This window comes from Parafrankia sp. EUN1f, assembly GCF_000177675.1.
Lineage (GTDB): Bacteria > Actinomycetota > Actinomycetes > Frankiales > Frankiaceae > Parafrankia.
Genome location: NZ_ADGX01000043.1, coordinates 12,699 through 34,595, shown reverse-complemented (window position 1 = coordinate 34,595; position 21,897 = coordinate 12,699). Strand labels below are relative to the sequence as shown.

Below are 21,897 nucleotides of genomic sequence, written 5' to 3'. Positions count from 1 at the left end.
TCGTCAGCACCGGGTGTAAGCCCAGACAGGCGGCATTTCGCACAAGAAGCACCTCCTGGAGCAGCGGGTTCGGCGCTGGTGCATCCTGCCGGCCGAATCCGGGAAGGCTCTCAAGGTGGCGCGCGCTCCGGGACACCGCGGGCAGGGGCTCCCGTGCCGGCGACGCGGACCCGCATGACCGGCCGCGGACCGTCGGCTGGCAGGGTCCGCCCGCTGGGCCCGCGTACTCAGGGCCGAGGCGTCCGACTGCTGCTCCTGGGCGTGCTGTGCCTTCTCGCCGTGCAGGGCATCGGCATGGTCGTGCTGGGGCGGGTCCGGCTGGCGACCGAGGAGGCCGAGCGGCTGGCCGACCGGGAGCGCCTGGTCAGCCAGTTCGCGAAAATGTCCAATCTGCTCGAGAATCCGCAGCTGCTCGCGGACCAGGTGGCCGTCACTCCGTTCGCGCGTGACGACCCGGCGCTCAACAGCGAGCTCCTGCGGCTGTTCACGAACTCGCCGACTTTCGTCCCAAACCAGGCCGTCGCGCTGTACGCACCGGACGGGACGGTCATCGCCAGCATCGACCCGGAGCAGCCGTTGCCGACCGTCACCGATCTGGGGGTCGCCTGGACCTCGGCGCTGGCGGGCAGCGCGGCCGCGTCGGACCTGTTCGACGTAGCCGGCAGGAAGCTGGTCGCCACGGCGGCGCCGGTCGGTGGGACGCGGCCATGGGCGGTCCTGGTGACGGCGAACGACAACTCCCAGTTCCAGGCCTTCGCGGAGACCGTCGCCGACGAGGGCACCTACAAGATCGACCGGGTCGGAGTCGTGGTGAACGCCTGGGATCCGGATCTGATCGGGACGCGGGTGACAGCCCCGGCCGACCTGGCCAGGATCGCGGCTGACACCACCAGCGAGTGGACCACAGGTCACGGCGACGACCGGGTCGTCCACTTCGCGCACCTGGTCCCCAGCACCGGCTACCACCTCCTGTTGGAGCGCCGCGAGGCCGACCTCTACGCCGACCTGCGTGAACAGCAGCAAGAACGCCGCATCACCCTCACCGCGGTGTACGCGGCCTGCCTGACATCTCTGGCGCTGTTCGGGGTGGTCTGGACCCATGCGGCGCGACGCCGCCGGGCACGCACTGACGCGTTGCTGTCCGGCACGCTCGATCTCGTCCTGGTCGCCGAGGCCGACAGTCACCGGCTGACCTTCGTCGGCGCGGCCGGCCACCACCTGCTCGGCCGCACGCCGCAGGCCGATCTCGGCCGGCCGTTGACCGACCTCGTCCACCCCGAGGACGTGCCACGCGTCCGGGCCCTGATCGACAACCCGCGGCGGCCGCCGGAACTTGATGTCAGGCTCCTCAGCGACGCGCGGGGTTCCCCCGCGATCGGCCCCACCGGATGGCTCTGCTTCGACGTCGAGGCCGCCGATCTGCGCGACGATCCCGCCGTGGGCGGCATCCTGGTCACCTGCCATGAGATCGGGAAACGCAAGGATCTCCAGGACCGTCTCACCGACCAGGCGCATACCGACGGCCTGACCGGTGTGGCGAACCGGACCGCGGTGATGGCCGCGGTCGACAGCGCTCTGGCGGCGGGAGTCGCCACCAACGCCTCCGTCTTCCTGCTGTTCGTCGACCTCGACGGGTTCAAAACGGTCAATGACACCCACGGTCACCAGGTGGGTGACGAGGTTCTGCGGATCGTCGCCCGTCGGCTCCACGACGCTGTGCGCACCGGGAGTGACCGGGCCGGCAACTCGCCGCGTGAAGACGTCGTCGGACGTCTGAGCGGGGACGAGTTCGTCGTCCTCCTCCAGGGCGTCCGCCGGGCCGCGGCCATCCGCGTGGCCGCCCGCGTCGTCGACCTTCTCGCGCGTCCGATGACAGTCGATGGTCGGCAACTGCGCGTAAGCGCGAGCGTCGGCGTCAGCGCGCTTGTCCGAGGGGGTTCGCCCCGCGGCGGCGTCAGCCCCGACCAGCTGGTGCGGCAGGCTGACCACGCCATGTACCGGGCCAAACGCGGCGGCGGCAGTCGTTGGGTGATCGAGGAGTGCGCCGCCCCCGCCCGTCCCGGCCGACCGCAGCCGGTTCCGGTCTCGCTCAGCGAGGTAGAGCCAGCGCCTCGAGCGGTCCCGCCCTACGAGGAGGGCACCGCCGGGGACCTATCCAGCGGCGAGGCCGCCGCCGGAGCGGTTCGCCCAGCCGGAGCGGTTCGCCCAGCCGGCGCCGCGCGTCCGGCCGGCGCCGCGCGTCCGCGGCAGGCAGAGCACCGGCCGGCCGCGAAGGCCGGGCGCGGGCGCGGCGGCCTCGCCTGGCGGCTGCAGACCTGGGGGCCGTTGGCCCTCGCCGCGGTCCTGCTGACCGTGATGGCGGTAACCGCCCTCGGCCTGGACCGGGCCGCGGAACGCCGAGCCATGCAGGCGAGGCTCGGCGAGCTCGCCGAGGTGGCGGAGGGCTCAGCGCGCTACAACGACGCGTCGGGCGCCACGAAGAATCTGATCGCCGACATCTCCGCCGTGCCGTGGACGCTCACCCCGTCCGCCGCCAACGAGGTCGTGCTGAACCAGTTCGTCGCGCCGTCCGACGGCATGGCGGTGGCGCTGATGAGCAGAGACGGCCAGGTCATCAACGCGGCGCCCACCGGCGCGCCCAACCCGGTACGGGCCGCCGACCCGGCGTTCGCCACCGCGCTCAGTGGCCGCGTCGGCAACCTGCCGGTGCAGTCAGTCGGCGGGGCCTACTGGAACTACTCGCTGTTCCCGGTTCTCAGGAACGGCGCGTCGATCGCGGTGGTCTCATTGGGTATGCGGGCCGACATCTCACCGCAGCAACTGGGGTACGAGGCGGTGGGGTCGGTAGGCCTTGGCTCGACGGGCGGACTGTCAGAACTGGACGTCGACGGCGTGGCCCGGTACTCCTGGGACCGCGAGCTCATCGGCCACCGCCTCGCCGACCCCGCGGTCCTGGCCACACTGCCCGCTTCCGGCGCGGTACGTCTGCCGGGGGCGGCGACAACCGAACAGGGTTCCACCGCGTTCGCCGTCCGTGATCCCGCCCTGGCCAACGGGGGGTACGTCATGCTGGAACTTCCGACCTCGGCCGTGCTGTCCGGGCTGCGCCCCGACCAGGCGTGGCAGAACATGCTGCTCATCTGCTCGGTGGCGGCGACCGTGTTCGGGCTGGCGCTCGCGACCCGGCTGTTCGCCCAGGCGGAACGCCGGGAGAACGACAGGCTGTCCGCTCTGCTGCACAACGTCCACGACATCGTGGTCGTCAACGACCGCCAGTTCAACGTGACGTTCGTCAGCTCCGCCGCGACCCGTCTCCTCGGCTACGACACCGACAACCTCCTGGGGCAGCAGTGCGGCCTCGTGCATCCCGACGACGTCGACCGGCTTCGAGACGCGCTCATCCCGGCGGACGACACCGGCCGCAGCCCTCCGACCGACCTCACGACGGTCCGCGATCTCCGGCTCCGGGGGACTGACGGGGTGTATCGCTGGTTTGACCTCCATGCTTCCGACCAGTTCTCGCACCCGTACATCGGCGGGCGGCTGATGACCATCCACGACGTGACCACACGCAGGAACATGCAGGACCAGCTGCTGCACCAGGCGCGCTACGACCCGCTGACCAGCCTGCCCAACCGGACCGCGCTCCTGGACGCGCTCCGGCCCGGCGCAGGCACCACCGCGATCGTGTTCGTCGATCTGGACCACTTCAAACAGATCAATGACACTTTCGGCCACGAGGCCGGGGATGTCGTCCTGAGCACCGTGGCCCGCCGGCTCGTCCACGCCTGCCGGCCCGGCGACACGGCCTACCGGCTCGGCGGTGACGAGTTCGTCGTGGTTCTCGGTGAGGTCGGCCAGGACCGGGCCGTCGCCGTGGCCCGCCGCCTCCGGCAGGCTCTGGCCGCCCCGGTGCGCCACGGCGACGATCTGATCGGCCTGAGCGCAACAGTCGGAGTCGCTCTCACCCGTGCCAGCGACACTGATCCCAATGATCTCCTGACGACGGCGGACAGCGCGATGTACCGGGCGAAACACACGGCCCGAGGGACCGTCGGCGTCGCTTTCCTACCGCTTTTTTGAGCGTCCGCCAGGGATCCCGCGCGTGGCCGAAGCGGCCCGTCTCGCGTGCCACGGAATCGCGCTGACAAAGATCCCCACTCAGCATTCGATGAAGTTCACGGCAAGGCCGCCGCGGGAGGTTTCCTTGTACTTGTCCTTCATGTCCGCACCGGTCTCACGCATGGTGCGGATGACCTTGTCGAGGCGGAAGATCCAACCTTCCTGGTACGGGTCGGAGTTGATCAGGCCGGGCTTGTCCCGCAGCGTCGGATTGACCCGCTGTTCGCCGCTCAGCCGAATAGATCGCTGTCGCCAGCGGTGCCACCAGAGCGTCGAACCAGGCGCCGAGCTCCGCCGGGAACCGCTCGAGCAGCCTGGGATGAGCCAGCAGGAAGGGCCGGTTCGCCACCACCAGGTCGTCCGTGCGCAGCAGGTCGAACATCGCCCGCACCCACTCGGCGATCCGCTGGACCGGGTCGATCTCGGCGGCCAGCCGCTCCTCGATGTGCCGCCTGGTGATGTCGTGCGCACGCTCGAGGAGCGTGAGCAGCAGATCGTCCTTGGTCGGGAAGTGGCGGTAGAACGCGGTCGTCGACAGGCCCGAGGCCGCCAGGATGTCGTTGACGGACGGGTTGGCGGTGTCGCGTTCGCGCATGACCCGGAAGGTCGCGTCGATGAGCCGCTCGACCTCGTCCTCATAGCGGTTCCGCTGGCGGGCGAGCGCCCGCTCGACCCCCCGCGGCGGAAGGTTCGGCGGCGCGGTCATGGTGTGAAGGGTCCACGGCCCAGCTGGTCCCGGACGGTGACCACCGGCGGGTTCGTGAGCGAGCGCCGCTGCCAGTTGGCGCCGTCGACGACGAGCGTGTGGCCGGAGATGAAACGCGCGTAGGGCGAGGCCAGGAAGGTGGCGGCCCAGCCGAGCTCACGCAGGCGCCCGACCCGCAGCGCGGGCTGGGTCGCGTCCTTGTCGGAGCTGCGGGCGAGGTTGCCCTTGATGTCCGCCGTCTGGTCCTCATGCGGGAACATCCCGGGCACAAGCCCGTTGACCTGGATCCCGTACGGCGACCATTCGACGGCGAGGGTCTCGACCATGTTCTTCACCCCGGCCTTCGCCGCAGCCGAATGCGCGAAACCCGGCCCACCTTCGTTCGGGCGACCCAGGCCTGCTCCGGCGACCGCAACCCAGCGACCCAGGCGGCCCGGGGCTTCGGGGCCCCCGGGCTTCGGGGCCCCCGGGGCTTCGGCGGAGCCCGTCGCGGCACCCTGGACAGCGACAGGCCGACGCCGGTGAACCAACGGCAGTACTTTCGGCTCACCGGCGTCGGCCTGTCCGGCGCTCTTTCAGAGGTGTCGGCTCAGGAGCCGGCTACAAGGATGCGCCGGTCCACGACCGGCACCTCGACGACGTAATGCGCGTCGACGAGATACTGAATACGCAGGTTCCCCCCCGTCTCGTCACATTTGTTCGTTCCCGCGAATTCCGGGATGAGAACGCAGACCGCCTGGTACTGCAGGCCGTTCCCGGGCTGGTCGAACCATGGCCGGATCGGGCCGGAATAGACATCGAACGGCTTCAGCACCTGGTAGACGTGGTAATTGCACCCACCCGGGTTTGTGGTGTCGTCGAGGTTCGACGGCGGGAGCGAACGTTGCGCGTAGTCGGTTCCGCGTGGGGAGAGGAAACTCCCGCGCGGCAGACCGAAACGGTCTACCTGCTGACCCGGAACCAGGGTGGTGGTGGCCCTGATCTGCGTTCCGTCGGGCCTGAGATAGTAACCATCCTTCGGTGGGTAGACCCAGTTCCCATCAATTCCGGGGAACTGGGCGGAAGGGGGCAGGGACGGATCCCACCAGGTACCGAGGAACTGCCAGATCGGATGCTTTCCCGTACGCCGGTAGTCGTCGAGCTCATTGGCTACCGTCCCGAAAATCGGCAGTTTGGCCGGGCCGAGGCGGGGGTCGTCCCTCAGATCTGCCTTCGAACACTGATCGAAGGGGACTGTAGGTGTTGCGGCGGCATTTGCCGTACCCTGCGCGGAGGCGGCGAAGAGCAACCCTCCGGCGACCAGCGACATGAGCGTTCTACGAAAGAACACCTGCTTCTCCCGTGGCTTCAGGAATTAATATAAGACCACGGAGAGTAGTCAGCGGATCTGGGCTTTCGCGGACACGGCCGGGTTGCGGTACTGAGCCGCGTGTCGCCTCTTATGAGTACCGGATTGGTTACCGGATCATCGGTCCCGTCGGAGGCGCGGTCAGAACTTGTACGGGGTCCGGCTTCGGGCCTCCTTCAACGCGGTCGCCCACCACCGCAGCTCGTCGAGCATCTTCCGGGCCGCCGTGTTGGCGCCTTCGGCGTCACGCGGAGATCCGTCCGAGTCGAAGCGCTCCCAGGCCCCGTGGAAGCTGACCACATCGCGAATGGTGACCGCGTGCAGCTCCGCGAAAACCTGGCGCAGATGCTCCACGGCGCGCAGGCCGCCGGACAGCCCACCGTAGGAGACAAAGCCAACCGGCTTGGCCTGCCATTCGGTGTAGTGCAGGTCGACGAGATTCTTCAGTGGAGCCGGGAAGCTGTGGTTGTACTCGGGGGTGATGACGACGTATGCATCCGCGGCGTCGAGCTGGCGGGTGACCGCCGTCAGCTCGTCGGCTTCCGCTCCGCGCGGGGAGCCCAGCCGCTCCGGCAGGCTGGTCTCGCCCAGGTCGAGGACGGTTGTCGTCATCGAGTCGTCGCCGGCGGTCTGGCGCAGGAACCACTGCGCCACGACCGGGGCGAAACGCCCCACCCGGTTGCTTCCGATGATGACGGCCAGGTTTACCGGCTGTACTGGCGCACTGGTCATGAGAATATTCCCCACATCTCGCTGGCCCCGCATTCGGCGGGGTCTGGTCCGAAAACCTAGAACCTCAAGTCGAGTTGAGGTCAAGCTCCACAACGAAGAAAGGTGGGGCGACCCGCACGACCGGCCGGCTGTGCTATCGGCGGCGCTGGGGGCGCGCACCGCGCGCCAGATCCCTGCGGCTGCCGTCACCGCGAGCAGCCCGAGTGGCAGCGTCCGCCGGCCAGGCGATCACCCGCTCTGTCGACGGCTGGGATTGCCGCTGGTAGGCGAACCCGGGGCTGTCTCCAGGCAAAACCTGAGGATTGTGGTCGTTGGAACGACCACAATCCTCAGATCTTGTCCGGCAGCAATCGCCAGTCACGGCGGCAGCCCGGAGTCGCGGCTCGACCGAACGGATGATCTTCTTCGGCTCGGGATTCTGCCACACGATCAGCGCGCCAGGAAACAACCCGCCTGGTCGCCGTTGCCTGAACGTCGGGAGGTCGCCCGGACGTTGTCGGGAGTTCGCCCGGACGTCGCCGGGAGTTCGCCCGCAGCGGGACTTGACCTCAACCTCGCTTCAACCGACAGGCTGGCGGGCACCGGCATGGCGCCTCCTTGTGCCTCCTGATGCCGGCCTAACTGAATCGGAAGGTGTTGGTAGGCAATGAGCCTTTTCCATCGTCGGCTCGAACCTGCCGCACCCCTGACCATGCACCGTGAGATGGAGAAGGCTCAATGAAGGCTGCCGCGTTCGTCGCTCCCGGTCCGCCCGAGGTGCTGCAGATCATGGATCTGCCCCGGCCGGTGCCCGGCGCCGGCGAGGTCCGGGTACGGGTGCGGGCGGCCGGGGTCCAGCCCGTCGACCTGTCGGTCCGCCAGGGCCGGATGCCAATGGGTGTCGAGGCGACGTCGGGCCCGATGGTGCCCGGCAACGAGTTCGCCGGAGTCGTCGACGGGGTCGGTGCCGACGTCACGGACATCGCCGTCGGCGCCGAGGTGCTCGGGTTCCGCGTCCTGAACTGCTACGCGGAGCAGGTGGTCGTCCCGGCCAGCCAGATCGTCCGCAGGCCGGCGGCGCTGCCCTGGGAGATCGCGGGCGGGCTGTCCGGCGCCGGGCAGACCGCCCACACCGCGATCGAGCTTCTCCGTGTCGCCGCCGGCGAAACGGTCCTCGTCCACGCCGCCGCCGGCGCGGTCGGCACGGTGGCGGTGCAACTCGCCAGGCTCGCCGGCGCGACGGTGATCGGGACGGCCAGCCCGGCCAACCACGACTACCTGCGCGCTCTGGGAGCGATTCCGGTCGCCTACGGCAGCGGCCTGGTCGAGCGGGTCCGCGCGGTCGCGCCCGGCGGCGTCGACGCGAGCCTGGACGCGGCCGGTGCCGACGGCCTGCGCGCCGCCGTGGAGCTCGTCGAGGACCGGGGCCGGATCGGGACGATCGTCGCCTTCGACCTCGTCCAGGAGCTGGGCGTGCGGTGGCTGGGCAGCCAGCGGTCAGCGGCCCGGCTCGCCGACCTGGTCGAGCTGTACGTCACGGGGCGGCTACGGGTCGAGCTGCGCCGCGCCTATCCGCTGGAGCAGGCCGCGGACGCCCATCGCGAGGTCGCGACCGGGCACGGCCGGGGCAAGGTCGTGCTGACCCTGCCGTCCTGAGCCGCCTGCGCCCTGCTGGTGGGCGGCGGACAAAAGCCTGCCGCCCCGGCGGACCTCGTTGTCCGGCCGGGGCGGCAGGCTTCCTGCGGAGAACAGGCTTTCAGGGAACGACTGCTCAGACGGTGGCGGGAAGCTTAAGCGCCGCGGCGAGGTTGCCGCCCATCACCTTCGCCTTGTCCTCCCTGGACAGGCCTTCAAGGTCGTCCATGTAGGAGAGCGGGTCGGACAGGCCCTCGGCGTGCGGGTAGTCGGATCCGAACACGACCCGGTCGACGCCGACGAGGTCGATGAGGTACTTCGTGTTCTCCTCGAAGAACGGGTGGATCCAGATGTTGCGCTTGAGCACCTCGATCGGGTCCTCGTCGTAGAGCTTGGGGCTCTTGGCGTAGGACTCGCCGGCGGCCTCGATGAACGGGCGGACCCAGCCCGACCCGTTCTCGACCGGCAGGATCCGCAGCTCCGGGAAGCGCGTGAGCAGCCCGTGCCCGATCAGCGAGGTCACCGTGTCGAAGATGCCCCGATGCTGCTTGTGCATGATGTCGGTGAAGGCGGTCGGCGTGGCGAACGGCAGGTGCTCACCGTCCTGCCGGCCCTCCCACATGTTGTAGTACCGGGTCAGGCCGTCGTCGGACGAGTGCAGGCCGACGGTGATGTCCGCCTCGACGACCTTCTTCCAGAACGGGTCGAACTCCGGCAGCGCGAACGAGCGGAAGCCCTCGAAGCCGGGCACCGGCGCCGGACGGATCAGGATGATCTTCGCACCCCGCTCGACGATCCACTCAAGCTCCTTGATCGCCTCACTGACGATCGGCAGCGTGATCACGGGAGTCGCGAAGATGCGGTTCTCGTAGTTGAAGGTCCACTGCTCGTGCATCCACTGGTTCAGCGCGTGGACGACGATGTGGGTGGCCCGCGGGTCGTCCCGCAGCCGGTCCTCCAGCAGGCTCGCCAGCGTCGGCCACATGATCGCGCGGTCGAGACCGAGCTCGTCCATCAGCTTGAGGCGGGGCTCGGGGGCGAAGAACGCCTCGGGCGACCGGATCGGCTTGCCCATCAGCTCGCGGGTGGACTTGCCGTCGGGGTTGCCGTTCTTGAAGTAGTCCTCCCAGGCGCCCGGGCGAGCCACGACGTTGAACGTCGGGTTCGGGATGTACTCGGAGATCACTCCGCGCACCGCGATCTTGTCGCGCCCGTTCACCTGCACGTACTTGATCAGGCCTTCGTGTTCCTTTGGCAGGTACTTCGTGAAGGCATCCACTGTCTCGTACATGTGGTTATCCGCGTCGAAGACAGGGAAGTCGACGTCCGACCTGGGCATGACTACCTCCGTACGCCGGCTGACCAGCACCGGCTCGACGCCGTGAGGCAGTCACAGGACTCCCCCGGCGAGGCCTCCGTGGGATGGATGCGCCCACCCCAGAACATCATTTTCGATGTTGCCTCACGCTAACACTTATTGACTTTGACGTCAAAATCGCTTGACCTGCGGCAACGGGCGGCGGAGCGGCCAGCGGCAATCGCCACCCTGGCCGGTCGCAAGTGGCGTGGCGGCCGGCCGCAAGCACCGCCTCGGCTGGCCGCAAGCGCATCTCAGGCGGCCGCAGGAAAGGCCCAAGCGCCGGACCACACGCTGATCCCGTCCAGCCCGGCACCCACCGTCAGACGGAGACGTCATGTCCACTCTCACGCCCGACTACTCGTCCCACGACCTGCCCCGCGTTCACGACGCGGCCGAGGGCCTGGCCCCGGCACTGCCCTTCGCCGACCTCGCGGCCGTGGTCCGCGGGGAGGTCGCCCTGCCCGGCAGCGAGGCCTACACCCAGGCCGCCACGCCGTGGAACGTCGCGGTCGTGTCAACGCCGGCGGCGGTCGTCGTCGCCGCCGACGCGGCCGATGTGGTCGCCGCCGTCCTCTTCGCCAACACGCACGACCTGAACATCGAGGTGCGATCCACCGGGCACGGCGCACTCGAGCTGCTCGACCGGAGCCGCCCCACGCTGCTCGTGCACACCGGCCGCCTGCTCGAGATCGTCATCAACCCGGTCACCCGACGGATCCGGGTCGGCGCCGGCGTGCGCTGGCAGCAGGTCCTCGACGCGGCCGCCGGGCACGGGTTCGGCGCGCTGGCCGGCTCCTCCCCGAACGTCGGAGTCGTCGGCTACCTCACCGGCGGCGGGCTCTCGCCGGTGGGCCGCAGCTTCGGCTTCGCCAATGATCTGGTGACCGCCTTCGACGTCGTCACCGGTGACGGTGAGCTGCGCCGGGCCACCGCGACGGAGAACACCTCCCTGTTCTGGGCGCTGCGCGGCGGCAAGGGCGCGCTCGGCGTGGTCACCGCCGTCGAGTTCGAGCTGCTGGACGTCCCGCAGATCTACGGTGGCTGCCTCTACTTCGACGGCGCCGACACGGAGCGGATCGTCCAGGCGTGGCGGGCCTGGACGGCCTCGCTGCCGGAGCAGGCGTCCACGTCGCTGGCGATTCTCCGCCTTCCGGCGATGCCGGCGGTGCCCCCGCCGCTGGCGGGCCGGTGCACCGTCGCCGTCCGCTTCGCCTGGGTCGGTGACCCGGCCGAGGGCTCCCGGGTGGCCGAGGCGATGCGTGAGGTCGCACCGGTGATCTTCGGTGGGCTGGACGTGCTCCCTTTCAACGCCCTCGGAATGATCCACTCCGACCCTGTCGACCCGATGCCCACCCACGAGCGTGGGGTGCTGTTGCGGGAGCTGCCGGAGCAGGCGGTGCAGACGCTGCTGACGCTGGCCGGCCCGCAGGCCGAGTCCCCCCTGGTGATCGTGGAGCTGCGGCTGCTCGGCGGCGCGTTCGCGCGCCCGCCGCGGGAGCCGAGTGCCGTCTGCCACCGGGATGCCGCCTACTCGCTGCTGACCATCGGCATCGCCGCGCCGCCGATCATCGAGGCCACCGCGGGACACGCCGCCGCGGTCATCGCCGCCGTCGCCCCGTGGTCTGACGGTGGCTCGACGCCGAACTTCGGTGCCAGCTCGAACCCCGCGATCGTCGCCCGTCAGTACGACCCGGCGACGCTGGCCCGGCTCGCCACCCTCACCGCGAGCTACGACCCGCATGCGCGCATGGTCGCCTCCCACGCGGTCCGCGCCGCCGCGGGGCTGGTCCAGTCCTGAGCCCGACAGGCCGGCGGGCAGTCCTCAGGCCGACCGACCGGCGGGCAGTCCTGAAGCCGACCGGCCGTCCTGAAGCCGACTGGTCAATCCACCGCCGGTGACCTGGGTCGGCGGCATCATGAGGCTTGTGCCGTCCTACCGCCTGTTCGGGCCGATCGAGGTCATCCGCGAGGGTGACCCGGTCTCGTTCGGCGGGCCCAAGCAGCGGGCGGTCCTCGCCGCGCTGTTGCTGAACGCCGGCCGGGTGGTCTCCGTGGACCGCCTGGCCGACGCGGCCTGGGGAGACGATCACCCGCCGAGCATGCTCGCGAGCCTGCAGGCCCACGTCTCGAACCTGCGGCGGCTGTTGCGGGACGACGAGCACGCCACCTCACCCATCGTGCGCCGCACGCCCGGCTATCTGATGGACGTCCCCGCGGACGAGGTGGACCTGCGGCTGTTCGAGCGGGCCTGTGGCCAGGCGCAGGCCGCCGTCGACGCCGGCGACTGGCAGCGTGCGCTGGAGGCCGCCGACCGTGCCACCGCACTGCGCCGGGGTCCGCTTCTCGCCGAGTTCGCCGACGAGCCGTGGGTCCGGCGCTCGGCGGACACGGTCGCGGAGCGCTGGTCGCAGTGCGAGCAGAACGCGGTGGTGGCACTGCTCGGCCTGGGCCGGGTGGCCGCGGCCGTGCCACGATCGCGCCAGCTGCTGCTCGACACCCCCGGTTCGGAGGGTGCCTGTCGGCTACGCATGATCGCTCTCTACCGGGCCGGGCGGCCTGCGGAGGCACTGGAGGCGTTCGGCGAGCACGCTCGCCGGCTGGACGAGGATCTCGGCCTGGATGTCAGCCCGGCCCTGCGTGACCTGCAGGGCGCCATCCTCCGCCAGGACCCCGCCCTCGATTTCTGGCCCGGCCAGGCACCGACCGCACCGACCGCATTCGTGACCACGATCGCGACCGCGCCGACCGCGACCGCGACCGCGCCGACCGTGATCACGCCGACCACGCCAACACCGACATCAACACCAACCGCAGCGGCAGCGGCAGCGACGACCACCACCACCACGGCTTCCGGCGCGCGGGCGGACCTGGTCGGCCGGGAGCATGAGATCTCCGCCCTGCACTCCGCCCTCGGCGAGGCGGTGGCCGGGGACGGTCGCTGGATCGTCCTCACCGGACCAGCCGGCATCGGCAAGAGCCGCCTGGCGCACGAGGCCGCCGTGATCTGGCGGCGGGCCGGCGGACGTCCCGTGCGGACCGGATGCCCCGACGACGAGGCGCTTCCTCCGTGGTGGCCGGCCCGCCAGCTGCTGCGCGAGCTCGGCGCGGAGCCGGACGACGTCCTGACCCCGCCGAGCGGTGTCGACGCGGACGCCGCTCGCTTCGTCGTCTACGACCGTGTCATCGAAGCCCTGACCGCCGCGGCTCGGACCAGCCCGCTGCTGCTTGTCATCGAGGATGTCCACTGGGCGGACCCGGCGTCCCTGCGGCTGTTGGCCCATCTCGCCGACGCCGGCCCGCGCCCGGGGATCAGCATGGTCGTCACGGCACGGGACGTCGCCGGCAGGCCCGCACTCGACCGGCTGCTCGCCGCGGCGGCCCGCCGGCACGGCTCGCGCCGGCTCGCCGTCCCACCGCTGACCAGGGCCGAGGTGGTGGAGCTCGCGTGCCGGGTCAGCGGCCAGGAGATCGGCGCCGCCGAGGCCGCCGAGCTCGCCGAGCGGACCGGCGGGAACCCGTTCTTCGTCTGCGAGTACGCCCGCCTGCCCGCGCGGGAGCGGGCCGAGGGCACGATTCCGCTCGCGGTGCGGTCGGTGCTCGGGCAGCGCCTCGCCGGCCTGGACCCGGCGGTGCTGCAGGTGCTGCGCGCCGCCGCGCTCATCGGCGACACGCTGGACATCGGCCTGCTGCGCGCCGTGACCCGGCTGGACCCCGACGTGCTCGCCGACATGCTGGACGAGGCCTCGGACGAGCATGTGATCGTGCCGGCCGCCGGCACCGGCCGGTACATGTTCGCGCATGCGCTGCTGCGCGACGAGGTCGTCGCCGGGCTCTCCAGCCTGCGCCGCCAGCGGCTGCACCTGCGGATCGCCGAGGCCCTCGACCCGGCCGAGGGCGGCGAGACGCTCAGCCGCCGGGCCGCGCATCTCGTGGCCGCCTGGCCACTGGCCCAGGCCCCGGACGTCCTCGCCGCCTGCCGGGCCGCCGCGCTCGACGCGGAACGGCGCTGGCAGTCGGAGGCGGCCGCGCGCTGGTGGGGCCAAGCACTCGCCATCGTCGACCAAAGCCCGCGCGATCTCGACGTCGACCGGGACGAACTGCTGGTCGCCCAGGTGCATGCGCTCGCGCGGCACGGTCGCGGCCAGACGCTGCTCGACCTGATCGACGCCGGCCTGCTCGACGCGGTGCGCCGCGGGCGGCTCGACTCCGCCGGCCGCCTGGCCAGCGCGCTGCTGCGGACCACCGGGTGCTGGCCCTGGCCCGCCTACGGCGACGACCCGGCGCCGCTGCTGGCCCGCCTGGCCGGCCTGGAGACGCTGGTCACCGCTGATCCGGCGGCGCACATCCGCGTTCTGGCGGCCCTCGCGGTCGGTAGCACCTACGACCCGGACAGCTCCGTTCCCGACCGGCTCAGCCGCCGGGCGATCGAGCTCGCCGAGCGCCTCGGCGACGACGAGTGCCTCGCGGACGCCCTGCTCGGCCGTGCACTCGCGTTCTCCGGCATCGCCGAACGGGCCACCGAGTCCGTCGCGCTGCTCACCCGGCTGGCGGAGGTACCCCACTCATCCGCCCAGATCGACCAGGTCATCGCGCACGGGCTGGGCTACCTCGCAAAGATCACACTAGGTGACCCGTCGGCCGCCGAGCAGGCGCGGCTCGGGGCGGTCGGCAGTGACCTGCTCCGGCTCCCGGCCACCCGGGTGCAGTTCCGGTGGGCGCAGGGCTCCCTCGCGCTCTGGCATGACAGCGATCTGGCCGCCGCGGAGCGGACCTACGACCAGGCGTTCGCGTTGCACGGGGAGACGGAGCTCTACCAGAGCGGCGCCTACGACTTCGCCCGGCTGGCCCTGCGCTGGGAGCAGGGCCGGCTGCACGAGCCGGATGACCGGGTCTCCGGCGCTCCGCTCCCGCCGTGGGCCGCCGCGGTCATCGCCGCCGCGCGGGACGACCCGGCTGCCGACGAGCTCCTCGCCGCGGCGGTCACCGAGACCGGGCCGGTGACCTGGACGACCCATGCACGCCTGACGCTGCTGGCCCACGCCGTCGCCGACCGCGGGCTGCGGGAGCATGCCGAGACGCTGACCACGCGGTTGGCACCGATCGCCGGCAACATCGCCAACCTGGGCCAGTGCGGGATGGCCGGCCCGGTCGCGCTGGGCCTGGCCCGACTCGCCGAGCTCACCGGTGACATCCCAGCCGCCCGTGCACACCTACGGACCGCACTGGAGGTCGCCACTCGATCACGAGGGGTGGGTGCGCTGTTGCACACGCGGCTGGTAGCCGCCCAGCTCGCCCACCGGTGCGGCGAACCCGTCGACGAGGCCGGCCTTCGGGACCTCGCCGAACAGGCCTCGCGGCGCGGCATGGCCGGCGTCGCCCGCGACGCGCACGCGCTGTTTGAGCAGCTTGCACGCGCCCCATCCTCGTGATGGCAGCGGGGCGACGAACAGGTCAACAGGCCTCTCGAAAACCGCGGCCTAGTCGAAGAAAGTCTCGTCGACAAGTTCGCCGGACACTCTGGTCAGCGCCTCCAGCAGGCTGGCGACACCTGGCGCCTGCGGCTGGAATCGTTCGATGTCGATGTTGACGCAGAGCAGAGCGATCAGGCCGAAGACTCTGTGACGAAAAGAAATCGTCGAACATTTCAACAGACTTCCGTCCGGGAGACGGACCTTGTAGACGGGAGGGAGCGACCGCCCCTTTCCCCTGATTTGCTCAAGAGCGATATTGCTCGCCGGTGAACCCTTTCGCCGCCCCGTGATGGGGTTCCGGATCGCGCAGACCGAGTGGAGTGGGTCACGGGTGTCATGCAGAACGAATTCGATGGGAAGGTCGGCGAACATCGCACCCAGACCCTCGGTCATGTTCTCCAGAGGTACTATCAGATTTTTGCGCTGCACATGCGAGACATCAAGCTGCAACAGCTCGGCCTGGAACTTCTTCTTGACCTCGACAACATGCGCCTTGGTATCCGGCGAAGTCTCGATGGTGTGATAGTTCTGGTCGGCCAGGTACACGAGATCGACCGCGGCCCGGATGTTCCCGGCCTCGATCACCTCCGCGCAGGCCTGCCGCAGGCGCTCCAGGTCGAGCTCTATGCGTCGGCCGTCACGCAGTATCACCGGGTAGTTCGGCATGGTGGCCAACGGCTCGCCCGGCAGCAGCGAGGCGCCCGGCTTCGATGCGGGCGTGGACGTCCAGGCCGGTTGCTCCGGATCTGTCGCCCTTGCTCCCGGAAACGGTGGCTTCGTCGCGGGCTTCGCCCGGCCGCTCAGGGCATTCCGGACCTCCTGAAGCAGGATGTCCCGAGCCTCACGCTCGTCCGCCAGCCCGAAAAGATCAAAGGCCTGAATTTTGTTGAGCATCCCCGGGCGGGAACAGTCCGCCACCCTTATCGGTAAAAGTTTTCGCTCGAAGCCGTCTGGATCGGCAACATAGGCGTCTTCCCACTGCTGCTTCGCGTAGGCCCAGGCCAGGTAGGCATCCGACAGCAGGCAAATAACGCGCTCAGAACTCCTCACGGCCTTTTCCAGGAACGAGGCCCACCGCATTCCGGGAGTGAAGTCCCAGGCTTGCAGGACCACACGGTAACCCGCATCCTCCAGGATCCAGGCAACCCAGGACGCCCAACGCCGATCGGTGGCGTGGTAGGAGACGAAGAAATCGTACTCGGCCCACTCCGCCTCGCCGGTCTCACCTTCACCACGCGCACCGCCCGCGGGGTGCTGGGAGCCATCGCCGTTCCGGGACCACGCACCGTCCATGGCCGTAAGAATGCCATGCGGAGCGTCCCCTGACCCCGGCAGGGCGTCTCTCTGGGTGCACACTGCCGGCCACGCCCCACACCCCAGGACTCACGGCGTCTCCCCTACCGGGAGATCGCCCTTGGTACCCGGCGATCCGACAGGCGATCTCGCCAGGACGGCCGATCAGAATTCACCAGGTAACACCAGCTCAGGATAGGTGAGCTGAGTCGAGCAGCGGTAGCGTGCCAAATCAGGCTGAGCCGGTTGGGTGCAGTGGGCCGGAGCGACGTGGTCGCGTCGCAGGGCGGGCAGCGGGCAGGGCAGCGGGCAGCGCACCCGAGCGGAACGCTGCGGACCCAGGAACGGACACTCAGCGGTTCCGGTGGATCAGCCTGGCCTCCCGCTGCCCGGCCCGGTCACTTCTTGAAGTTGGCGACGAATTCCGAGTCGGCGTCGATCTTCCCGACCTTGGCCGCGCCACCCGGGTCGTCACCGATCGGCTCGTCGCGCCCGGGCAGGGTCTCGGAGAAGAAGAGCTCCTCGCTTCTGATGAACTCCTGCTCCTCCTCGGGCACCATTTCGTCGAGCATCGCCGCTCCAACCGGACACCGCAGCGCGCACGCCCCGCACTCGGTGCATTCGTCGGGGTTGATGTACATCTTGCGCCCGCCGGTGTAGATGCAGTCGGCGGGGCATCCGCCGTCGAGGCAGGCGCCATCCTTGACGTCGATGCACGCGGAGGTGATCACAAATGGCATGACAGAATCGTCTCCAATCAGCCGCACAATGCGTCGGCAAGCGGGGCCGCGGCGGATCCGCGACCCACTGCCAACACACCTCGGCCGCCCCGACCGAAATGGGATCGACTCCGGCGAACCCGCATAGATTATTGGCGGGGGCTTGTCACACCGAAGCTTCCCACGGTAAACGGCGGGTAACGAAGAAAAACGGCCGTGCCACTCAGACGATTTCTTTTTCCCGGACCGCGGGAAATAGTTTCGGATCTCGGCTCGGATAAAGTTATCCTCGCCTGAATCGGCTAGGCCGGGCGCGACAACCGGGAAGATCCGCCTGTGGCCACGGTACCCGAACGGCCCTGGGAAGGCGGCGTGAATACGCCGACGGGTGCCGCATCGGGTGCCGCGACGGTGCCGACAGGCCCGCGGAACCGGCCCGCGCGACCCTCGCACCGTCCGGCGCGACCCTCGCACCGTCTCAGGCGTGGCCCACGCTCCGGCTCATGCGACTGTGGCACCGACCTCGTCGAAGCCGGCCGGCGCCAGGATCCCGCCCCGCGCGGCTACCAGCGCTCGCGGCGGATCACGACATCCAGCGGACGGCGGACCGCCCAGCCGTGCCGTTCCAGGTCGGGTGTGGTCTCCAGGTGGCTCACAGGACCGACGCACAGCCAGGCCACCGGGCGCACCCGCTCGGGTATGCCGAGCAGGTCGCGAACGAACTGCTCCCGATAGAACGAAACCCAGCCGACCCCGAGGCCCTCCGCGGTCGCGGCCAGCCACAGGTTCTCGATCGCCAGGCACACCGAGTACAGGCCGGCGTCCGCGATCGTGTTGCGGCCGAGCACCGCCGGTGCCCCGCGGTCCTGGTCATACGTCACGACCACGGAGAGCGTCGATTCCAGGACTCCGTCGATCTTGATCGGCGCGAACCGCTCCGCACGGTCGCCGGTGAGCGTCGCGGCGAAACACGCGCGCTCCTGGCTGACGTGCGCATGCATGGCAGCCCTGGTCTCCTCGTCCTCGACCAGGATGAAATCCCACGGTTGGGTGAGCCCCACGCTGGGCGCGCTGTGCGCCGCGCCGAGGATGCGGTGCAGCGCGCCCGGCGGCATCGGCTCACCGGTGAACTGCCCGCGGACGTCCCGCCGCTGCCGGACGACCTCATAGAGGCCGGCCGCAGCGGGCGGAACAGCGGGCGGGGCGCAGGAAGGCCCCGGCCCACCCAGTGCCGACGGCTGATCCGGCGACGGATCCGACGGCTGATCGGACCACATCGAAAACGACGAAATCACAACGGTTGCGCTCCACTCCGGCGAATCGGGTCAGGGATCCGCGGGTGTGCTCAGTTCGCGACGAGCTCCACGATCGCGGCGTTGGCGGTGCCGCCCCCCTCGCACATCGTCTGCAGGCCGTAGCGGATGCCGTTGTCCCGCATGTGGTGAGCGAGCCGGGTCATCAGGATCGCGCCCGAGCCGCCGAGCGGGTGCCCGACCGCGATGGCCCCGCCCAGCGGGTTGACCAGCTTCGGGTCGGCGCCGGTCTCGGCGAGCCAGGCGAGCGGAACCGAGGCGAAGGCCTCGTTGACCTCGAACGCGCCGATGTCGCCGATCGACAGGCCCGCGCGGGCCAGCACCTTCTCCGTCGCCGGAATCGGGCCGGTGAGCACCAGCAGCGGGTCGGAGCCGGCGACCGCGGCGCTGTGGTAGCGCACGATCGGCTTAAGGCCCAGCTCACGCGCCCGCTCGGGGGTCGTGACCAGGAGGGCCGCCGCACCGTCGGAGATCTGCGAGGAGTTGCCCGCGTGGATCAGGCCGTCCTCGCGCGCGACCGGCTTGAGCTTGGCGAGCTTCTCCGGGGTGGTGCCGCGGCGCAGCCCCTCGTCGACGGTGAACGGCCCGGACTCGGTGGGAACCGCGAACGTCTGCTGCTCGAAGGCGCCGGCGTCGATCGCCGCGGCGGCCCGCTCGTGGCTCAGCGACGAGTACTCGTCCAGCTGCCAGCGGGTGAAGCCCCACTGCTCGGCGATCCGCTCGGCGCCGACGATCTGGTTGAAGTCCGAACCGTCGTAACGCGCCTTCGCCGCCGGCCCGTACGGCTCGCCCATCTGGCGGGACGCACCGAGCGGCACCCGGCTCATCGACTCGACACCGCCGGCCACGACCAGATCCTGCTGGCCGGCCATGACGGCGAACACGGCCTGGTCGAGCGCCTGCTGGCTGGAGCCACAGGCCCGGTTCACCGTCACCGCGGGGACGGACTCGGGCCACCCGGCCGCGAGCACCGCGTACCGGCCGACGTTGCTGGACTGGTCACCGAGCTGGGTGACGCACCCCCACTGGACGTCGTCGACGAGAACGGGGTCGATCCCGGTCCGGCTGATCAGCTCGTTGAGCACCATCGCCGCAAGATCCACCGGGTGCACGCCGGCCAGGGAACCGTTGCGCTTGCCAATCGGCGTACGCACCGCCTCGACGATCACTGCTTCCCGCACGGCCGTCCCTCTTTTCTCGTCCCGGTGCGTCGGCGCGCCCGTGGCGATCGGCGCCGAGCCCGCGCCATGTCGAACGATCGGTTGGTCGACTGATCAACTTGATCGTTCCATCGTTCGATCGATGTGTCGGCTTGCCGGCCGATCGGCTTGTCGGCATTCCGCCCGTTCCACCTGTTCCGCCGGCATGCCAACGGTGCCACAGTTCGACGTCCGATGTCCCGGTTGCACGGCCCGTCCCGGCGTTCACGGTGACAAGAGGCACATCACGGCGCACGGCAAAGCTCGGGCTCCCGCGCCCGCGTGGTTCTCTCGGACCGTTCGGACCTCCGTGTGAGCACACCCCGAGCACGCCTGCACCCGAGCACGCCTACACCCGAGCCTGCACCCGTGCACGCCCGGAGGCCCGGAGGCCCGGAGGCCCGGAGGCAACTGCAGCACGAGCGTCGGGCACCTTGGAAGCTCGGTGTCCTGCTGGCTCTCAGGCAGGAGCATGACCGAATCTCTGCCGTGAACAGGCGCAGCAGGCGCCGCATCCGCAGCCCGAACAGCCGAGGATATCGGCCACTCCAGGGCGTGCCGCAAACCCCGAGAAGCGGCGGATCCGCGGCAACCCGCCGCACGGCGACCCACCGGGTATCCCTCACCGCAGCACAGCATAAGAAATTCACACCAATAGGGCAAACCAGGCGCCGCCTCCTCTGACAATCAGCAAGAAGTGAAGATTTCGGTTGTTTTAGCAGCCAAAATCGTCACTTCTTGCTCGGCAGCAGCAGCGGCGGCAGCCGACGAATCGAGGATCTTCGGGCCCTGGGAGCCGGCGACGGATTGCGCCAACCAAGATCACCGGAAGGGCGGGCGTGGCTGAGGTCGCCGCTGCCGGTTCGAACACGGGCTGCCAGGTCGAACCTGGGCGAAGTCGGTGGCCTGGATCCGCCGCTCCTCGGGATTTTGCCACCCGCCGTCCGGCGGTAGCGACGGGCAGGGCGAAGCAGGGTTATCCACAACTCCGGTTGCGGTGTAGGGCAGCTTTCCACAGGTTCTCGGATTGTCCGCACGACAGAGATTTCTGAGCGACCGTGGAATGGTGTCACCGACGATGACAGAACCGTCCCCGCCTCCGTGGCAGACGATTGCCGAGGAGCAGGATGGTGTCATCACGGTCGCAGCGGCACTCGCCGGTGGAATGACCCGGGCCGAACTGCGCTGGCGGGTATCGTCGGGCCGATGGCAACGACCGTTCGCGGGCGTGGCCATCACCCACTCCGGCCCCGTGACCGAACGGCAGCGAGAGTGGTGCGCACTGCTGGCCGCCGGCCCCGGCGCGGCGCTGGCCGGGGCGACGGCCGCCGCGCTCGACGGTCTGCGTGGCCATGCGTCGGCCGCTGTGCACGTGCTCGTCCCGATGCACCGGCGACGCATCACCAGGCCCGGCATCACCATCCGTCAAGCGGCCCACCTCGGCGAACAGGACGTCCATCCGACCAGGGCGCCCCGGCGGACCCGTCTGCCACGTTCGGTCGTCGACATGGCGAGCTGGGCGGTGAGGGCTGACGATGCCCGCGCCGTGCTCGCAAGCGCCGTCGGGCAGCGGCTCGTGACGGTCGAACAGCTCCGGCCGGAACTGGAACAGCGGACGACACTGCGGCGACGAGCACTCCTCCGTGCCACGCTCGACGATCTCGACGACGGCGCCCACTCGGTCGCGGAGATCGTCTACCGGCGTATCGAGCGCCGCTACGGCCTGCCTTCCGCGCAACGGCAGGCGGCCGTAGATCTCGGCGGCCGCCGGTATCTCGACGTCTGGTACGAGCCGTGGCGGGTCTGGGTGGAGATCGACGGTGCCGCCCATCAGGAATCCCGCCAGTGGTGGGACGATCTCGCCCGGCAGAACCTGGGCGTCCTCGATGGCCGGCTCGTGCTCAGATTCCCGACGTGGTTGCTCCGCCAGAATCCCCAGCACGTGGCCGCGCAGGTAAAGCTCGCGCTCCGCCAACGCGGCTGGACCCCGGATCCCAATAATCCGAGTCCGAGGATCTGA

At 70.0% G+C, this 21,897-nt stretch carries 12 protein-coding genes and 4 pseudogenes; 5 read left to right on the top strand and 11 right to left on the bottom strand.

Annotation, left to right across the window (positions count from 1 at the left end; genetic code table 11):
• Positions 1–174: 174 nt before the first annotated feature.
• Positions 175–4,083, top strand: a complete 3,909-nt coding sequence (locus tag FREUN1FDRAFT_RS15120; protein ID WP_006540969.1) for a diguanylate cyclase domain-containing protein — start codon at positions 175–177, stop codon at positions 4,081–4,083.
• A 78-nt stretch (positions 4,084–4,161) separates the two neighbouring features.
• Here the strand turns inward: FREUN1FDRAFT_RS15120 and FREUN1FDRAFT_RS45120 are convergent.
• The 6 genes and pseudogenes from FREUN1FDRAFT_RS45120 to FREUN1FDRAFT_RS15100 all read right to left on the bottom strand — a co-directional run.
• A pseudogene (locus FREUN1FDRAFT_RS45120) lies at positions 4,162–4,266 on the bottom strand (L-serine ammonia-lyase, iron-sulfur-dependent, subunit alpha); the annotation flags it as partial.
• A 30-nt stretch (positions 4,267–4,296) separates the two neighbouring features.
• A pseudogene (locus FREUN1FDRAFT_RS48035) lies at positions 4,297–4,593 on the bottom strand (hypothetical protein); the annotation flags it as partial.
• A 25-nt stretch (positions 4,594–4,618) separates the two neighbouring features.
• Positions 4,619–4,828 (bottom strand): annotated as a pseudogene (locus FREUN1FDRAFT_RS48030) (helix-turn-helix domain-containing protein); the annotation flags it as partial.
• Positions 4,825–5,208 (bottom strand): annotated as a pseudogene (locus tag FREUN1FDRAFT_RS47410) (SDR family oxidoreductase); the annotation flags it as partial. The pseudogenes FREUN1FDRAFT_RS47410 and FREUN1FDRAFT_RS48030, both read right to left, overlap by 4 nt.
• 209 nt (positions 5,209–5,417) lie before the next feature.
• Entirely contained in the window at positions 5,418–6,137 is a 720-nt protein-coding gene (locus FREUN1FDRAFT_RS15105; RefSeq protein ID WP_232295206.1) for a TNT domain-containing protein, read from the bottom strand.
• Between the two features lie 180 nt (positions 6,138–6,317).
• Entirely contained in the window at positions 6,318–6,908 is a 591-nt protein-coding gene (locus FREUN1FDRAFT_RS15100; RefSeq protein WP_006540964.1) for an NADPH-dependent FMN reductase, read from the bottom strand.
• A gap of 717 nt (positions 6,909–7,625) precedes the next feature.
• Here FREUN1FDRAFT_RS15100 and FREUN1FDRAFT_RS15095 point away from each other — a divergent pair.
• Positions 7,626–8,543, top strand: a complete 918-nt coding sequence (locus FREUN1FDRAFT_RS15095) for an NADP-dependent oxidoreductase (protein ID WP_006540963.1) — start codon at positions 7,626–7,628, stop codon at positions 8,541–8,543.
• A 115-nt stretch (positions 8,544–8,658) separates the two neighbouring features.
• Here the strand turns inward: FREUN1FDRAFT_RS15095 and FREUN1FDRAFT_RS15090 are convergent, their stop codons facing one another.
• Positions 8,659–9,861, bottom strand: a complete 1,203-nt coding sequence (locus tag FREUN1FDRAFT_RS15090; protein WP_006540962.1) for an amidohydrolase family protein — start codon at positions 9,859–9,861, stop codon at positions 8,659–8,661.
• Between the two features lie 355 nt (positions 9,862–10,216).
• Here FREUN1FDRAFT_RS15090 and FREUN1FDRAFT_RS15085 point away from each other — a divergent pair, with 355 nt between their 5' ends.
• Together FREUN1FDRAFT_RS15085 and FREUN1FDRAFT_RS15080 are read left to right on the top strand one after the other, a co-directional pair.
• Positions 10,217–11,680 carry an FAD-binding oxidoreductase gene (locus FREUN1FDRAFT_RS15085; protein WP_006540961.1) on the top strand — a complete coding sequence of 488 codons (1,464 nt, stop codon included), beginning with the start codon at positions 10,217–10,219 and terminating at the stop codon, positions 11,678–11,680.
• 118 nt (positions 11,681–11,798) lie between these two features.
• On the top strand, positions 11,799–15,311 hold the full coding sequence (locus tag FREUN1FDRAFT_RS15080; protein ID WP_006540960.1) for a BTAD domain-containing putative transcriptional regulator: 3,513 nt from the start codon (positions 11,799–11,801) through the stop codon (positions 15,309–15,311).
• Positions 15,312–15,359: 48 nt separating this feature from the next.
• Here the strand turns inward: FREUN1FDRAFT_RS15080 and FREUN1FDRAFT_RS15075 are convergent, their stop codons facing one another.
• From FREUN1FDRAFT_RS15075 to FREUN1FDRAFT_RS15060, 4 genes are all read right to left on the bottom strand, one after another.
• Positions 15,360–16,646, bottom strand: a complete 1,287-nt coding sequence (locus tag FREUN1FDRAFT_RS15075) for a TIR domain-containing protein (protein ID WP_006540959.1) — start codon at positions 16,644–16,646, stop codon at positions 15,360–15,362.
• A 398-nt stretch (positions 16,647–17,044) separates the two neighbouring features.
• Complete coding sequence (locus FREUN1FDRAFT_RS15070) at positions 17,045–17,386, bottom strand: 4Fe-4S binding protein (RefSeq protein WP_006540958.1); 342 nt, start codon at positions 17,384–17,386, stop codon at positions 17,045–17,047.
• A gap of 542 nt (positions 17,387–17,928) precedes the next feature.
• Positions 17,929–18,660 (bottom strand): 5,6-dimethylbenzimidazole synthase, encoded by a 732-nt coding sequence (gene bluB / locus FREUN1FDRAFT_RS15065; protein ID WP_006540957.1) that lies wholly within the window; start codon positions 18,658–18,660, stop codon positions 17,929–17,931.
• Positions 18,661–18,710: 50 nt separating this feature from the next.
• The gene (locus FREUN1FDRAFT_RS15060) at positions 18,711–19,859 is read right to left on the bottom strand and encodes a thiolase family protein (protein WP_006540956.1); all 1,149 of its coding nucleotides are present in this window, start codon (positions 19,857–19,859) and stop codon (positions 18,711–18,713) included.
• A gap of 1,096 nt (positions 19,860–20,955) precedes the next feature.
• Between FREUN1FDRAFT_RS15060 and FREUN1FDRAFT_RS15055 the strand changes: the two genes are divergently transcribed.
• On the top strand, positions 20,956–21,897 hold the full coding sequence (locus FREUN1FDRAFT_RS15055) for a hypothetical protein (protein WP_157474799.1): 942 nt from the start codon (positions 20,956–20,958) through the stop codon (positions 21,895–21,897).

What these genes read in the sequence shown, in the direction of transcription:
- FREUN1FDRAFT_RS15080 (WP_006540960.1), top strand. Translation starts at nt 11,799, where the DNA reads ATGAGGCTTGTGCCGTCCTACCGCCTGTTCGGGCCGATCGAGGTCATC.
- FREUN1FDRAFT_RS15120 (WP_006540969.1), top strand. Translation starts at nt 175, where the DNA reads ATGACCGGCCGCGGACCGTCGGCTGGCAGGGTCCGCCCGCTGGGCCCG.
- FREUN1FDRAFT_RS15100 (WP_006540964.1), bottom strand. Translation starts at nt 6,908, where the DNA reads ATGACCAGTGCGCCAGTACAGCCGGTAAACCTGGCCGTCATCATCGGA.
- FREUN1FDRAFT_RS15075 (WP_006540959.1), bottom strand. Translation starts at nt 16,646, where the DNA reads ATGGACGGTGCGTGGTCCCGGAACGGCGATGGCTCCCAGCACCCCGCG.
- FREUN1FDRAFT_RS15085 (WP_006540961.1), top strand. Translation starts at nt 10,217, where the DNA reads ATGTCCACTCTCACGCCCGACTACTCGTCCCACGACCTGCCCCGCGTT.
- FREUN1FDRAFT_RS15055 (WP_157474799.1), top strand. Translation starts at nt 20,956, where the DNA reads ATGACAGAACCGTCCCCGCCTCCGTGGCAGACGATTGCCGAGGAGCAG.
- FREUN1FDRAFT_RS15095 (WP_006540963.1), top strand. Translation starts at nt 7,626, where the DNA reads ATGAAGGCTGCCGCGTTCGTCGCTCCCGGTCCGCCCGAGGTGCTGCAG.
- FREUN1FDRAFT_RS15070 (WP_006540958.1), bottom strand. Translation starts at nt 17,386, where the DNA reads ATGCCATTTGTGATCACCTCCGCGTGCATCGACGTCAAGGATGGCGCC.
- FREUN1FDRAFT_RS15105 (WP_232295206.1), bottom strand. Translation starts at nt 6,137, where the DNA reads ATGTCGCTGGTCGCCGGAGGGTTGCTCTTCGCCGCCTCCGCGCAGGGT.
- FREUN1FDRAFT_RS15090 (WP_006540962.1), bottom strand. Translation starts at nt 9,861, where the DNA reads ATGCCCAGGTCGGACGTCGACTTCCCTGTCTTCGACGCGGATAACCAC.